Origin of the sequence: Actinoplanes solisilvae (assembly GCF_003999975.1) — a bacterium.
GTDB lineage: Bacteria > Actinomycetota > Actinomycetes > Mycobacteriales > Micromonosporaceae > Actinoplanes > Actinoplanes solisilvae.
Genome location: NZ_RJAC01000004.1, coordinates 174273 through 189050, shown reverse-complemented (window position 1 = coordinate 189050; position 14778 = coordinate 174273). Strand labels below are relative to the sequence as shown.

Annotated in this window: 11 protein-coding genes; 2 read left to right on the top strand and 9 right to left on the bottom strand. The window is 73.2% G+C overall.

Annotation, left to right across the window (positions count from 1 at the left end):
- Positions 1-141 precede the first annotated feature (141 nt).
- On the bottom strand, positions 142-351 hold the full coding sequence (locus EER30_RS48655; protein ID WP_240670012.1) for a hypothetical protein: 210 nt from the start codon (positions 349-351) through the stop codon (positions 142-144).
- A gap of 89 nt (positions 352-440) precedes the next feature.
- Between EER30_RS48655 and EER30_RS14260 the strand changes: the two genes are divergently transcribed.
- Positions 441-1349, top strand: a complete 909-nt coding sequence (locus tag EER30_RS14260; protein ID WP_127501160.1) for a 2-hydroxyacid dehydrogenase — start codon at positions 441-443, stop codon at positions 1347-1349.
- Positions 1350-1365: 16 nt separating this feature from the next.
- Here the strand turns inward: EER30_RS14260 and EER30_RS14255 are convergent, their stop codons facing one another.
- From EER30_RS14255 to EER30_RS14225, 7 genes are read right to left on the bottom strand one after another with little or no spacing between them, the layout of a single operon-like run.
- Positions 1366-3063, bottom strand: a complete 1698-nt coding sequence (locus EER30_RS14255) for a hypothetical protein (protein WP_127500899.1) — start codon at positions 3061-3063, stop codon at positions 1366-1368.
- Positions 3060-4388 carry a hypothetical protein gene (locus tag EER30_RS14250; protein ID WP_127500898.1) on the bottom strand — a complete coding sequence of 443 codons (1329 nt, stop codon included), beginning with the start codon at positions 4386-4388 and terminating at the stop codon, positions 3060-3062. Before EER30_RS14250 ends, EER30_RS14255 begins: the two co-directional genes overlap by 4 nt.
- Entirely contained in the window at positions 4385-6382 is a 1998-nt protein-coding gene (locus tag EER30_RS14245; protein WP_127500897.1) for an ATP-binding protein, read from the bottom strand. The genes EER30_RS14250 and EER30_RS14245 overlap by 4 nt, the downstream gene beginning before the upstream one ends.
- Positions 6375-7985 carry a hypothetical protein gene (locus EER30_RS14240; RefSeq protein ID WP_127500896.1) on the bottom strand — a complete coding sequence of 537 codons (1611 nt, stop codon included), beginning with the start codon at positions 7983-7985 and terminating at the stop codon, positions 6375-6377. The genes EER30_RS14245 and EER30_RS14240 overlap by 8 nt, the downstream gene beginning before the upstream one ends.
- Positions 7982-10159: a phage tail protein I gene (locus EER30_RS14235; protein ID WP_127500895.1), complete on the bottom strand. Its 2178-nt coding sequence runs from the start codon at positions 10157-10159 to the stop codon at positions 7982-7984. Before EER30_RS14235 ends, EER30_RS14240 begins: the two co-directional genes overlap by 4 nt.
- Positions 10159-12327, bottom strand: a complete 2169-nt coding sequence (locus EER30_RS14230) for a putative baseplate assembly protein (protein ID WP_127500894.1) — start codon at positions 12325-12327, stop codon at positions 10159-10161. Before EER30_RS14230 ends, EER30_RS14235 begins: the two co-directional genes overlap by 1 nt.
- A 19-nt stretch (positions 12328-12346) precedes the next feature.
- Positions 12347-12757: a GPW/gp25 family protein gene (locus tag EER30_RS14225; protein WP_127500893.1), complete on the bottom strand. Its 411-nt coding sequence runs from the start codon at positions 12755-12757 to the stop codon at positions 12347-12349.
- Between the two features lie 78 nt (positions 12758-12835).
- On the opposite strand from EER30_RS14225, the gene EER30_RS14220 reads away from it, so the two are divergent.
- Positions 12836-13747, top strand: a complete 912-nt coding sequence (locus tag EER30_RS14220; RefSeq protein WP_127500892.1) for a prolipoprotein diacylglyceryl transferase family protein — start codon at positions 12836-12838, stop codon at positions 13745-13747.
- A 129-nt stretch (positions 13748-13876) separates the two neighbouring features.
- Here EER30_RS14220 and EER30_RS14215 read toward each other — a convergent pair whose 3' ends face one another.
- On the bottom strand, positions 13877-14695 hold the full coding sequence (locus EER30_RS14215) for a sigma-70 family RNA polymerase sigma factor (RefSeq protein ID WP_127500891.1): 819 nt from the start codon (positions 14693-14695) through the stop codon (positions 13877-13879).
- Positions 14696-14778 lie beyond the last annotated feature (83 nt).

The window sequence follows — 14778 nt, the reverse complement described above, 5'->3', positions numbered from 1 at the left end:
GTCAACGCGGCCTACCAGAGGAAGAAGCGCTCAGAGGATTCAACTGCGGTCCGGATCATTGGCTTGGCCAGGGAGCGCCCCCGAGGTGCTCGAGGGGGTGCCTCGCATACCTCCGAGCATTCTAGGTTTACATAATGTCGATTATCGACCTGGGATATCGTCGATGGACTGAGCGGCCGTTATCGGTTCGCTGTGGACTGCGAGCCAGTCGCGCCACTCCCCCTCGCCGTAGCTCTGCTCCCTGGTCAGGGAGGACGCGAACGCCTGCGGTGAGTCGGACAGGGCGGCCAGTCTCAGGGCGCGCCAGGTCGGCCAGTCGTCGGGTTCGAGGCGGCGCAGGGTTGGGCGCATCGGCTTGTCGCTTCCTCGCTGGGGTGTCTGACCCTAGGGCGGCGGGGAGGGGCCGCGCCATCGAATTCGTGGCAGGGCACGATGGCGTCGTGCGTTTTTTGATCTCTCATCCGGGTGCGGTGGCCGACCTTGGTGATCTTGATGTCGGGTTGTACGACGGTGCTGGGCCTGCGCCGGCCGCGCTCGGTGATGTCGAGTTCTACGCGGTGCCGTACGGGGTCATCGATCCTCGCTTCGGTGAGCCGATCGCCTCGATGCCGCGGCTGCGGGTGGTGCAGACGGTGACCGCGGGTTATGACCATGTGCTGCCGTTCCTGCGCCCTGGTGTGGTGCTGGCCAATGGGCGGGGTGTGCACGACGCGGCGACGGCTGAGATGGCGGTGGCGCTGATTCTGGCGGCTCGCCGGCGGTTGCCGGAGTTCGTGCGGGCGCAGGGTGAGCGCCGGTGGGTTCCGGCGGCGTGGTCCGCGGGGTTGGCGGACGCGCGGGTGTTGATCGTCGGGTACGGCTCGATCGGGGCGGCGATCGAGCGGCGGTTGGCGGGGTTCGAGGTGGAGGTCGCACGGGTGGCTCGTCGGGCGCGTCCGGGCGTACGGCCGATTTCTGCGGTCGGGGAGCTTTTGCCGTGGGCGGATGTCGTGGTGCTGGCGATGTCGTTGACGCCGGAGACCGAGGGTCTGGTCGGCCGGGGTTTTCTCGCTGCGATGGCTGACGGTGCTCTGCTGGTGAATGTGTCCCGGGGTCGGGTGGTCGATACCGGGGCGTTGCTGGCCGAGGTGGGTTCGGGCCGGTTGTGTGCGGCGCTGGATGTGACTGATCCGGAGCCGTTGCCTGGGGGTCATCCGTTGTGGTCGGCGCCGAACGTGGTGATCAGTCCGCATGCGGGTGGTTTGACGGGTGCGTTGGCGCCTCGGGCCCGCCGGTTGCTGGTGGATCAGGTGCGGCGTTTTGTCGCGGGTGAGCCGTTGGTGAATGTGGTCGTGGACGGAACGGGTTGAGTGGTGCTGTGCGGCCTTATTGCTCCTCCCCCGGTTCTGGTGGGTCTTCGGGTTTGGTGGGTGCGACTTGCGCGTCGCCGACTGCGATGACGATGGCTTCTCGGGTGCCGGCCGGGACTACCGCGGTGCGCAGGACGAACGAGTCGATGTCTTTGTCGTCGAGGGGGCCGAGCAGCAGGGCGGCGCGGACGGCGGCGAGGGGCCGGCGTTCCTCGGAGGACGCGAGTCCGTAGAGCGCGATCTTGTTGTGCTCCCCCACCGCGGCGACGGCTTTCTGGTAGGCGTCGGAGGTCGGTACGGCCCAGGTGCGTGGTGGGAAGGTGGCGGTGGCCAGCGGTTCTCCGTCGGGGACGTGGCCGGCGTCGAGTTTTTCGATGACGGTGCTGTCGTCGGTGGTCGCGTACACGTCGACCTCGTCGACCGGCCCGGGTCCGCAGTCGGTGCTGCGGCGGCGGGTGAAGGCGACCCACCCGTACGCCGTGGTGGCGTCGGTGATCGGGCCGGTGCCGGGGATCGGTACGAGGATGTCGATCGCTGGTGGGTGGGCCTGGTCGGTGAGCGGGATGCGGTCCATGTGCTGGGCTTGTTCGATGGCGTGGGGCACGTGGTCGGGGCGGCAGCGGCAGAAGCGGGTGTCGACGTGTGGTCCGAGCAGGGCGGTGATCTGGTCCTCGACGCTGTCGGAGCCGCTGGTGGGCAGGTATCCGGCTGGGGGTAGTTCGGTGATGCCGAGGCCGGGCAGCGGTTCGGTGGTCTCGGTGGTGGTGCCGGCGAGGGTGGAGCGCAGCATGTTGAGTACGTGCAGCGGTTCCTTCTGTTTGCGTTCCTTCACTTTGGCGATGGCGTAGGCGAGTTGTTGTTCGATGTGGCGTTGGGTGTTCGCCGCGGTGGGTGGGGCGTGTTTGGTGGCGAGCAGGTCCTGGAATTGCAGGATCTGGGCGAGGAAGGCGGGCCAGGGGCGCATGCCGAGGCGTGTCTGCCAGGTGTGTTGGGGTGTGGGGGCGCCGATTTCGCGGCGTACGGCCCAGACGTCGATCTCCCATTCGCCGGCGGTGCGCAGCAGTACGGCGATGGGGACGCTGTCTCCGGTGGGTGGTGGGGCGCCGAGGTTCCAGTCGTGTGAGGTCAGTGGTGGTGTGGTGAGCCACGGTGGTCCGGCGGTGTGTTCTTTGGCGAACAGGCGGGAGGCGAGGAAGTTGCGGCGTTGGGCGGGGTTGAAGAGGTTGTCCAGTTGTGGTTCGGTCGCCGGGGTGAGGCGGACACGGATGCCTTCGGTGCTGAACGGTTGCTGGGTGGAGCCGCCGGCGCAGGGGTCGGTGCAGAGCTGTCCGTAGACGGATTCGTCGCCGTATGGTGTGCTGGCGGCGATGATCTCGACGATCCAGTAGCCGTCGGCGGCCGGGGTGAGGCCGGTCAGGGCGATGGTGGCGATCTGTTCGGATTTGAGGGGCCGGCCTTGGGGGTTGACGGCCAGTCCGGGTCCGACGCGCAGGATGGCGTCTTTGTCGATCTTCGGTACGTCGAAGCCGTGTACGACGCCGTGGCCGGTGGCTTGTCCGGTGGCGTAGGCGAGTTGTTCGGCGTAGGTCTGGATCTGCTGGAGGTGTTCGGCGCGCAGGAAGAGCCCGTCGAAGGCTTGGAGCCGGTTGAGGCCGCCGCCGACCGGTTCGGAGGTGCGGCCGGTGGTGGTGGCGGCGTCGGTGGTTGTGGTCATGGGGTGGACCTCCACCCGGTCGGGTTGGGCATGGTGAGGGCGGCGTCGTGGCCGTCGTGTTCGGTTGCGGGTGGGCCGCCGACGATGCCGGCGAGTGGGACGGGTGGGTCGGTGCCGTAGACGGGCCGGTCGCCGGTGCCGCGGACGAGGACGCGGACCAGTGGGTAGGCGGGCCGGTCGTCGAGGTGGATCAGCAGTTGGTGTGGTGGGCCGGGCTGGTGTTCGATGCGGTTGATGTCTTCGGTGACCCAGCCGCGGTCGGACAGGGAGGTGACGGTGACGGCGTCCTCGGCGGAGCTTTCGTTGACGGCGGCGGTGAGGTCGATGCTGAGGCAGCGGTCGTTGTCGGACCAGTGCAGGGAGCCGGGGATGACGCGGGGTCCGCCGGCGTCGCCGCCGGGAGTGGCGTCGGGGTTTTCGCCGGTGGTGAGGTCCTGGATGGTGGCGGTGGGCAGCAGGGTGCGCCGTACGCAGGGGTCGGGGACGACTTTGCGGATCTCTTTGTTGTCGTCGGCGTCGCGGACGGTGATGGTGACGGCGGCGAGGACGACCGCGGCGTCGTCGTCGAGGGCCGGGAACAGTCCGGGTGCGGGGTCGCCGGGTTGTTGGGCGGGCCGGCGGTCCATGCCGTCGTGGGCGGCCATGGCCTGGAATTCGTGGAGCATGGTCGCGGCGCGTTCGGCGGGTGGGGCGGCGGTGACGCGCTGGGCGGCTTCGGTGGCCTGGTGCCCGGCTTCGTCGTCGGGGCCGGTGACCTGGTCGAGGCCGAGCAGGACCCGTACGCGGTGGTAGGGCGACGGGTCGGCTGGTGGGGTGCCGAGTCTCAGGTCGAGGCGGGTGGTTTCGAGGACGCGGGAGAAGTCGTCGTGGCGGCGGGTGACGTCGCAGGGGTCGGCCAGGGTGGGCACGGGCGCGGCCGGGCAGCCCTGGAACTCGGCGACGACGTAGGCGTCGACGTCGAAGGTCTCGCCGGGTTGGTGCTCGGGCAGGTCGGCGGGTTTCTGTTTTTTGAGCCACTGGTCGACGTCGAGGTCGCGGCCGGCGTCGAGCAGCAGTTCACGGCCTTGGCTGTCGAGGGCCAGTCCGGGTTCGACGGTCAGTTTCCAGGTGCCTTGACGGCCGACCCGGTAGCCGTGGATGACGCCGGAGCCGTGCAGCCAGGTGGTGTGCAGCATCTGTTTGCCGCGGGGGTGACCGATGAGGGTGCGGAAGTCGTCCTCGCCGAGCAGCATCCCGTACGCCACCCGCAGGGCGACGAACGGGTTGACCGGCAGGTCTTCATCGGGGCAGGACGTCGTGGCCGGCGTGTCGTCGAGGGTGCTCATCTGGTCTCCTTGTCGCTGCCCGCCCGGTGCGCCGGCTGGGGTGGTTCGCCGGGGAACGGCCGGGCGGCTTTCGCGTACTCGCGCCGGATGGAGCTGATCAGGTGCGCCTGTCGCACCCGGGCGCCCGTGTCGGCGGCGGCGAGGAAGGCGGCGGCGATGGCGGCGTTGCGGATCCAGCCGCCGGGCACCGGGTAGAGCCGGGCCAGTACGCCGTATTCGACGTCGTCGTCGCGGATGCGCGGCGGCAGGTGCAGGGCCCACAGGTCGCGGCGGCACGCCTCGTCGGGCATGGGGAAGTCGATGACGAAGTCCATGCGGCGGATGAACGCGGCGTCGATGTTCTTGCGCAGGTTGGTCGACAGGACGGCGAGCCCGTCGAAGTGGTCGAGGCGTTGCAGCAGGTAGGCGGTTTCCAGGTTGGCGTACCGGTCGTGCGCGTCGGTGATCTCGGTGCGGGCGCCGAACAGGGCGTCGGCCTCGTCGAGGAGCAGGACGGCCTGGGTGCGTTCGGCGATGTCGAAGACGGCGGCGAGGTTCTTCTCGGTCTCGCCGATCCATTTGGAGACGACCTGGGAGACGTCGACGCGGAGCAGGTCGGTGCCGATGGCGGTGGCGACGACTTCGGCGGCGAGGGTTTTGCCGGTTCCGGGGGCGCCGGTGAACAGCAGGCGTACGCCCCGGTCGGCGCGGGCGTGGTGGCGCAGGCCCCAGTCGTCGAGGACCAGGGACTGGTGCTGCAGGCGGGTGGCCGCGTCACGGAGTTGGCGTCCGGGTTCTGATGGTAGGACGAGGCGGTCCCAGGGCACGGTGGCGGTGATGAAGTCGACGCTGGGGGGCAGGGACCCTTCGATGCGGGCGCGGATCGAGGCGGACACGTCGGGCACCTGCATGGTGGCGGGCATGAGCTGTTGGCGGCTGCGTACGTCGGCGGCGATCCAGGCGGTCAGGGCCGGGTCGAGTGGGTGCCGGGCGGCCAGGGTGGCGGCCTGGGTGGTCAGGGCGGGCAGGCCGGTGCGCCAGGCGGTGCGGTGGTCGGTGGCGTCGAGCGGTCCGATCGGCACGGTGAGCATCGGGCGTTGCCCGGTGGGGCGGGCGGCGCCGGGGGCGGTGCAGACCAGGACCGGGCCGGGGATGTCGTGTAGATCCAGGTCGCGGGTGGCGGCCGGGCCGTCGACGGCCGGTATCACGAGTACGGGGATCGCGTCGCGGGCGGCGGCGTGCGCGGTGAGCAGATGGGCGGTGCCGATTGTCTGGTTGCCGTCGAGGCGTCCGGCGGCCAGGCCGGTGCCGGCGGCGGCGGCGATCGCGGCGCAGCGGCTCAGGGCCACGTTCTGGTCGGGTGAGGTGATCAGCAGGGTGCGGTCGTCGCCGGCCCGGATCGCGGCGATCGCGTATCGCACGTCGGTGTGTTCGAGCCATCGGGTCAGCCCGGCCGGGGGTTCGCCGACCGGGACTCGTTCGATGGTCTCGGGCCAGGCGTCGTGGCCGTGCAGCGCTTCCCACAGCCGGTCGGCCGGGCGCAGGCCGCGTTCGAACAGGGGTCCGTCGCCGTGGAGGCGGACCAGGCCGTGTCGGGTCGCGGCGCCGCCGGTCAGCAGCCGGCGCAGGGTGGCGCGGCCGGTGTCGTCGCCGTCGCCGAGTACGAGCGCGGCCAGTCCGGCCGTCGGGTATGGCTCGCTGCGCGGGTGCAGTGCCCGGAAGGTGCTGGCCAGTCCTTCGTGTTCTTCGGGCAGCCCGGCGAGCAGCAGCAGGTCGCGTTCGGCGTCGGTCAGGGCGAACCGGGTGGTGACGGCGTCGAGCGGGGTGGAGCAGGTGGGGGCGGGCCGGGTGGTCATGGCGGTGCCGGCCCAGGAGCGCAGGAACGCGGCTGCGGCGCGGGCGCCTGATTCGGCGGTGCAGACGGCTTCGAGCAGGGCGGCGACGCGCAGGGCGAGTTGCGCGGCGCGGGCGGACAGGTCCCGGCCCGGGAGCACGGTGCTGGGCGCGTCACGCATAGCGGAACCTCACGACGGTGGCGAGCCAGGGCACCCAGCCGGGGTCGAGGTCGAGGCCGGCCCGGCGTACGTCGACGTCGACCTCGTCGAGGCGCAGGTGGATGTCGATCCAGCCGGGGTCGGCGACGACGTGGCCGGTGCGGCGGGCGACCCGCGAGACGATGTCGGTGTTGCCGGGCTGCGGGAATCGGGCGGTGGTGGCGGCGGCCCACGTTCGGGCCAGTTCGTCGACGCGGGCCTGTTCGGCGGGTTCGGCGTCCCCGGACGGTGGGTCTGCTGTCGGGCCGAGGCCGGCGAGGGCGAGTACGGCCGGGTCGTCGGCGTCGGCCGGGATCAGGGTGCGGGCGATGGCGTGCAGCGTCCAGCGCAGCGGCCGGGCGGCCAGCACCGGGTCGTCGGCTATCACGGCGGGGATGCCGGCGTCGGCGGCGGTGGCGAGCAGGAACGGCAGGCCGGCCCAGATCGTGTACCGGTGGTCGGGTTCGGCGGTGTCGTCGGCTGCGGTCTCGTCGGGGGTGCGGCTGCGCGGCGGTGCGGCGGTGGTCGCCCGGGTTGGGGTTGCTTCGGGTGGGGTGGGGAGCGGTGCGGTGTTGCGGGTCCGGCCGGGCGGGGCGGCGGAGGGTGGGCGCTCCCCCGCCCCGGGCGGGGTGGGGACGGTCTCGGTCACGCCGCGGTAGGCAGGCGCGGCGGCCGATGGCGGTGGCAGTGGCCGGGTGGGCGGTGTCGTGGTGGTGGGTGCCAGCAGTTCGGCGACGGCGTCGATGACGGCGGCGGCCCGCGCGCCCGGCCGGGACAGCAGGACCGGGTCGGTGCCGGCGACCACGAGGACCGCCCAGGCGGTGCGGGTGGCGGCGGGCGGGCGTAGCCGGCTGCTACGCAGCGCCGCCGCCAGTTCGGACGTGCGTACCAGGGCTGCGGCGAGGGTGTGCACGGTCGCCGCGGCCGGTGGTGCCGGGTTCACCGGCGCCGCCGCCACGGTCGCCGGTGGTGGTGGGGTTGTCGGCGGTGCGGGCTGCTGCGGGGTTCCGGTTGCGGCCGCGCTGACCAGGGCGGCCACCGCGGTCCAGCCGTCGGCTCCGAGGGCCCGGTCGAGTGGCGCCGTTCCGGTGCGGCGTACGGCGTTGGCGACGGCGGCGAGGGCGTGTTCGGGCCGGCGGCTCAGGGCGGTGAGGATGACCGCGGCGGCGGGCTGGCCGGGGGCCGGTTGCCCGGCGGGCAGCAGGCCGAGCCCGGTCCACGCCCAGGCCCGGTCGTGGCGCCCGGCCGCGACGTGGGTGAGCAGGTCGGTGAGGGCGTCGTGGTCGTGGTGGTAGTGGACGACGTCCGGGGACTGCTGGGCCAGGGCGTGCTGCAGGACGGCGATGAGCCGGCGGGCCCATGCGGTTTCGACGGTGCTGTCGGTGTCGTCCGGGCCGAGGTGGATCGGTATGTCGATGCGGCGTACGCACCAGCGGCCCGCCGGCAGGGTGACGGCGCGCAGTGCGTCGTCGAGGCGGCGGTCGGCCAGGCGGTGCAGCATCCGGTCGACGCGGCGGCCGTCGCCGTCGTGGCCGGTGTGCACGGTGGCGGTGAGCCGCTGGACGTGCAGGGCGGGGGTGTTCATCCGACTCTCAGCTCCCCCGGCCGTGAGCTCTGCCCGAGGCGGGCGCCGACGGCGGGTAGCCCGACGACGCCGTCCCCGCCTACGAGGACCTGGCCGACCACGGCGGGTCCGGCGGCGGCGCCGGGTCCGACGAACGAGGTGAGGCTCAGGTGCAGCCGCCGTCCGATCCGCATGCCGCTGCCGAGTTCGCAGATGTCGTAGGTGGTGTGCGCCGGTTTGTGGGTGTCGACGATGCCGCGGACGACCTGCAGCTGTTCGGTGCTCAGCTCGGCCGGGATCAGGACGCTGAACTGGTGGGCCGAGGTTTTGTAGACGTCGTCGCCGGGGCGGCTGCCGCCCAGGGTGAAGCGGCCCAGGGTGCCGGTGGCCCGGGCGGCGCCCTCGATGGCGGGGGCGGGGGGTCCGCCGGGCTGGGTGCCCAGGACGGCGCCGCCGATCCCGCGTAGCCGCCACCGTTCGACGATGACCGGGGCGACGCCGAGGTAGACGGCGATGATCCGTTCCAGGGCGGCGATCGTGCCGCGGCGCCGGAACAGCGGGTAGGCCTCGGCGATCAGGGTGCGGCGGGCCGGTTCGGGCCAGCGGCGGTCCAGGACCAGCCCGGCGAACCCGGCCAGCCAGTTGAGGGTCTCCTGGGGGCAGGTGTGCGGGTCGACCAGGACGGCGCGTTGGGCGGAGCGTTCGTCCATCTCGTGCAGCAGGGCCTCGGCCGGGGCGAGGTAGCGCTGCAGGAAACTCGCGGCGGTCTCGTCGCGTGACCAGGATCGTGGCAGGCGGCGCAGGAGCTGGTGGCCGGGGCGTTCGACGCGCAGGGCGCGTACGCGGGGGGTGGTGCGGTGGGTGCCGCTCAGGTGCAGCACGAGCCACAGGTAGCGCCCGGGTGGTGCGGCGACGGGGGTCTCGTACGTTTCGAACCGGTCGTCGGCGGCGATCTGCGCCCACGGCCATTCGCGTCCGGTCGGGCGGCGCACCAGGGTGGCCGGTGGTGTGGTGGGTGGTTCGTCGAGCAGGGTTCGCGAGGGCAGGGTGGGTGTGTGGTCGCGCCGGCTGTGGTGGCCGCGGTCGGCGGGCCGCCACGGCAGTGGGTCGGTGACGTCGTCCTCGTCGGTGGTCAGGAACCGTACGGTGACCGTGGTGCCCGGCGGCAGGCAGGCGTCGAGGAACAGCCGGCCCCAGCGGGTGGCGTAGGCGCCGCTGTCGAGGCGGTAGGTGGTGACGGTGCCGGTGGTCGTGTGCCGGGCGCTGGGTCCGGCGGTCCAGGCGTGCCCGCCGGCGGCGGTGTACGCGATCCGTCCGTTCGGGGCCACGCTGAGCGCGCCGCCGTCGTAGCGGGGGGCGTCGAGCGGTTCGAGTTCCGGCCGGCCCGGGACGGCCGGCTGGAATCGGCGGAACGGCCGGTGCGGGGCGCGGGCGACGATCAGGGTGCCGTCAGCGGTCAGGTCGATGTCGGTGGCGCCGTCGACCTCGGCCTCGACGGTCCCGTCCGGGCGGGCGATCAGGCCCAGCGGGGTGCCGGGGCGGCGCCACAGCACGTAGAGGCCGCAACGGTGCGCGGCGATCCGGGTCGGTTCCAGGGGGCCGCGGCCGCGGGGGCGGTGCAGTGGTGGGCCGGGCAGCGGGCCGCGGCGGCCGGTGATCACGACGAGGGCGGCGGGTCGTTGCAGCAGCACGTAGGCGCGGCAGCACAGGGCGGCGACGTCGACCGGGCGGCGGGCGCGGTGCGCGGCGCTGCGGACCGGTACGCGGCGCAGCAGGCGCTGGGCCCACAGGTCGACGACGTGGACGACGGCGGCGCCGTGCTCGACGACGTAGAGGCGTTGCGCCCGGTCGACGGCCAGGCCCAGCGGGCGGCGCAGGATGCCCGGCTGGTGCGCGGGTGTGCGCGGGTCACCGGCGGCGGTGGCGACGTCGACGCGGTGCTGGGCCGGGTTGGAGCGGTAGCTGCGGCACCACCGGTCGAACGCGAGCCCGGCGGGTTCCTCGGGCACCCGTACCGGTGGGGTGGGCGGCACGCACCGGCCGGCGAGCAGGCGGGGCCGGCGGGTCTCGTCGTTGTCGTCGTCGGCCCAGGTCAGCTGAACACCGCCGCCGGGCACCAGGGCGGTGCCGTCGTGGCTGCAACGGGCCCACTGGTCGGGGTGGGCCAGCAGGCTCAGGCCGCGGTCGCCGTTCATCAGCAGACCTCGGGCGGCAGCGGGACGATGACGACGTCCGGGCCGGTGCCCGGCGGGGCCGGCACGTACGGATCGCCGGGCGGCAGCGGTGCGCCGGTGACCACGGTGATGGCGGTGAGTTCGGGGACCTCCCACGCGGCGAGCTCGACCAGTTCGCTCGGCGGCCGGCCGGGTTCGGCCAGGCTCAGCCCTTCGAGGAACTCGACCCCGTCGACCTGGACGGCGACCGCGTGCAGTTCGGCGGCGCGTACGGCCCGGCCGAGGGGCCAGCCGCCGGCGTCGGGGCCGTACGGCGGGACGGGGGCCAGGAACTGGCGCAGGATCAGTTCGACCCAGCGGCGTACGGCGTCGACCTGGTAGCCGTCGCGGACCCGCACCCCGACCGACACGGAGATCTGCTTGTAGGTGGGCGGGATGACGTACAGCTCGGTGGTGACCAGCCGGCGCGGGTCGAGGTAGGCCGCGACGCGGCGCAGCAGCGTCACGTCGGGCATGGGGGCGGAGGGCCTGCGCAGGTCCTCGGCCGGGAACAGCAGCACGCTGATCACCCCGGCGGCGGGGGTGCGCGGGTTGTCGGGGTGCATCAGCGGCAGCGTTTCGGCGCGCAGCACGCCGGGGACCTGCAGGGCCAGGTCGCGGAAGTCGTCGGCGACCACGGCCCGGTCCCGGCGGTGGACCTCGGCGGGGATGCTGTCCATCGCGTCGGTCAGCGGCGCCGCGTCGGCGCCACCGGCGGCCGGCAGCGGGTTGCTGACGGTGACCCCGGCGGTGCCGCTGATCCGGGTGATCGCGCCGGCGGCGACCGATCCGGCGCGGCCGCCGCCGTAGCGGTAGGACAGCACGCGGATGCGTTCGCCGATCTGCGGTACCCGGGTGCGGGCGCCGAACTCGACCTCCCCGGCCGTCAGGTCGACCACGTAGTGACGGTCGTCGGGGCTGCTGGCGGTGAAGTCGTCGGTCTCCTGCCAGTCGCGCCAGCCGTCGGGTTCCTCGACCTGCAGCCGCACGGTGCGGCGCAGCACCGGCCGCTGGGTGAGCGCGAACCGTTGGGAGCCGTCGCCGCTGCCGGTGCCGAGCAGTTCGGCGCCGGCGGTGCGGGCCTGCACCGCCGAGACGGCGTTGAGCCCGACCCAGCGCACCCCGCCGATCGAGTCGTTCTCGGTCTGCGGGCGGCGTATCTGCAGCCAGGCCACGACGCGGGCGGCCTGTTCCTCGTCCTCCAGCGGCGGCGGGTTGTCCAGGTCGCCCGGGGACCGTTCGAGCGGGTCGAAGCGTGGCAGGGCGGGCGGCACGGCGACTTTGACGACGCCGCCGCGCACGAGCCCGGCGGTGGTGTCGCCGAGGATCTGCAGGTCGGTGAACGCGGCGCCGGTCCGGGTCGCGGGCGGGCCGTTCCAGAGGCGCCAGAGCATCGCCGGCGGGTCGGCGCCCAGCCCGGTCGAGCGGTAGCGGGGCACCTCGTCGTCGTCCAGGCGGTCCAGGTCGAACGGGGTGGTGACCTGCTCGTCCATGGCGAAACCGACGAACAGCGTACGGTTGGCGAGCTGGTCGACGTCGGTCGTGTCCTCGCCCAGCAGTGCGATCCACAGTGCCCGGTCGAGGGTGTTGTTCACGTCGAGGATCGTGGCGTCCGGGGCCAGCGGGTCGTCCGGGACGGCGACCGTCTCGTAGAACTTGACCTTGTCGGGGTCGACGGGTGCGGCCGCGGTGCTGAGCCGGGCGATGGCGTCGTCGCGGCGTTCGGTGTCCCCGGCGGTCTGCGCGGCCGGCACCGCCCGTTTACCGACGGCCAGCGCCTGCAACGGCCACACGTACACCTCGTCCTCGGTCTCGAACGAGACCGCCCCGGCTTTGGCCTCGGCGTCGCGCAGGATCGGCACACCGCCGGGCTCCTCGGTCCGCAGGGCCAGCAACGCCCGGGCCGGCTGGGCGGGCCGCGGGCGCACCCCCAGCAGCCGCAGGAAACTCACCTTGGTCGCGTCGGGGATCTGGTTGAACCGGTACAGCAGGGTCTCGCCGAGGAACGCGAACAGCTCGAGCAGCGCGACACCCGGGTCGCTCTCGTTGTGGTCGGTCCACTCCGGCGCGTACACCGGGATCCGCTTGACCAGCTCGTCGCGCAACTGCTCGAACGAACGGTCGTCAAGGATGGGGCCGATCAGGGCCACGGCAGCGTCACCTCCCGGCCTAGCTCAGGTAGAAGGGGTAGACCAGGTTGTCCGGCCGCTGGTCGGCGACCCGGACGAACGAGATCTCGATCCACACCAGTGCAGGGTCCTCCCCGGCCGTCACCGCAACGTTCGTCACCTGGATGCGGGCCTCCCACCGGCCCAGCGCCTCGGTGATGTCCTCGGCGATCGCCGTACGGGTCGCGGTGGTGTTCGGCGCCATCAGATAGCGGCGCAGCCCGCAGCCGAAGGTGGGCAGCATGATCCGCTCCCCCGGCTCGGTGTCGAGGATCGTCTCGATCGACTGCCGGACGAGTTCGTCGCCGCGCACCAGCGGGATCCGGCCGCTGCGCGGATCGGGCCGCATCGGGAACCGCGGCCCGGCGCCCAGCCACGCCTCGACGATGCTCGGTTGCGATGGGTCGGCCATACCGCCGACCTTCGGCGTCCGCCGTCACCCGCCCGTCGCGCAACGCCCGCGTGACGGTACCGGGAGGACCGTCGGCGGGTGTCCGACATCAACGACCGGCTGGACCGGCTCCCCCGCGACACGATCCACCTGACCGGCACCGAGTCGCCGGCGTTCCGGGCGATCGGCGTCGCCGGGTTCCACGCCGCCCTGGCCACCATGCTCGGCGGGGCTCTGCTGCGCGGCCTGCCGCTGACGGTGGCGGTCGTCGTCGCGCTCACGGCGGCGGTGTCGTTCTTCGCGTGGGCCCTGCCGCGGCGCCTGCTGACCGGCCGCGAGTCGCTCGTGCTGCTGGAACACGTGTGGTTCACCGGCGCGTGCGTGCTGGCGGCCCTGTCGCTGCTGGGCGAGCCGTGGCTGCCCTGGCTCGACGTGCTCGCGGTGGCGCTGGCGGTGTTCCTGGCCGCCGGCCGGGTCGGTTGCGCGGTCGCCGGCTGCTGCCACGGCCATCCGGCGGGCGTCGGGATCCGCTACCCGGACGGGCACCCCGAACCCCGGGTAGCGGGCCGGCGGCTGTTCCCGGTGCAACTGCTCGAGTGCGCGGGCCTGCTGACGATCGCGGTGACCGGGACGGCGGCCCTGCCGTTCGCCGCACCCGGCGCGATCCTCGTCTGGGCCCTGGCGGCGTACGCGATCCTGCGCTTCGGCACCGAGGCACTGCGCGGCGACCCTCGCCCGCACGTCCTGGGCGTACCGGTGGCCCGGTTCGCCGCCGGCCTGCAACTGGCCGCCGCACTGATCATCGACACGCTGCGCTCCCCGGCCCCGCACGACTGGCAGCCGGCCGTCCTCACGGTCGCCGCGCTCGCCGCCGCCGGGCTGCTGGGACTGCCCCGGTACCACCGCCGCCCGGCGATCGTCACCGGGCCGCCCGACCCGGCGCTCCCACCGAGCGACGCCACCCGCTTCACCCTGCCGGCCTGGGTGGACAGCGACGACACGACAGACTGACTCAGCGGGCGCGCGCCGGTGGAGCCGGCGGGCGAGCAGTACTGAAGGTGTGCCGGGCTGTCCTCCAGCTCCCTGCTCGCCAGGTCGAAGGCGTGCGAACGGCCGGACCCCCGGGCGAACTCGAACGGCTCAGGCGGCCAGGCTCAGACCCAGGGCGTCGGTGGCGCGCAGCCGTGAGGTCATGGTCGTGCGGGCGGCGATCTTCGCGGTGTAGGCGGCGCGGCGACGGGCGACGCAGCCGTCCTTGCCGACGGTGGGGCCGCGCTGGTCCAGGTGGGTGCTCAGGCCGTCCTTGAGCAGGGCGAGGGCTTCGGTGCGCAGCTGCGACACGCGGGACTCGGTGACGTCGAGGGCGGCGGCGACCTCGGCCAGGGGCCGCTCGCGCAGGTAGGACTCCTCGACGACGAAACGCAGCCGCTCGGGCAGCACGGCGACGGCGTCGTGCAGGTAGCCGACGCGCTCGCGGTGCAGCAGCATCTCCTCCGGGTTCAGCGACCCGTCGGTGACCAGGTCGTCGGCGCCGGCCGCGAAGCCTTGCAGGGACAGGACGGCGGCGCGTTGCACGTCGTCCTGCACGCCTGCGAGCTCGCCGACGGCGACGCCGAGCAGCTCGGCCAGTTCGGTGTCGGTCGGGGTGCGGCCGAGGCGGGCCGACAACTCCTGGCGGGCCTGCTCGGCGCGGCGGGCGCGGGCCCGCACCGAGCGGCTGGCCCAGTCGAGGCCGCGCAGCTCGTCGAGCAGGGCACCGCGGACGCGCTGGGCGGCGAACCGGCCGAACGGGACCCCACGGGACGGGTCGTACGCCTGGGCGGCGGTGACCAGGGCGGCGTAGCCGGCGGAGGCGAGGTCGTCGCGGTGCACGTGCGGGGGGACCTTGAACAGCATCTCGCGGACCATGTGGCCGACCAGCGCCATGTTGTCGCGGATCAGGATCTCGGTGGCGTTCATGATGGTTCCCCCTCGTCGTTGCTGACGGGAGGGACTTTTCGGGGCGCCGGGTGCGGATCACGGTCGCGGACGGTTGCCGGCCG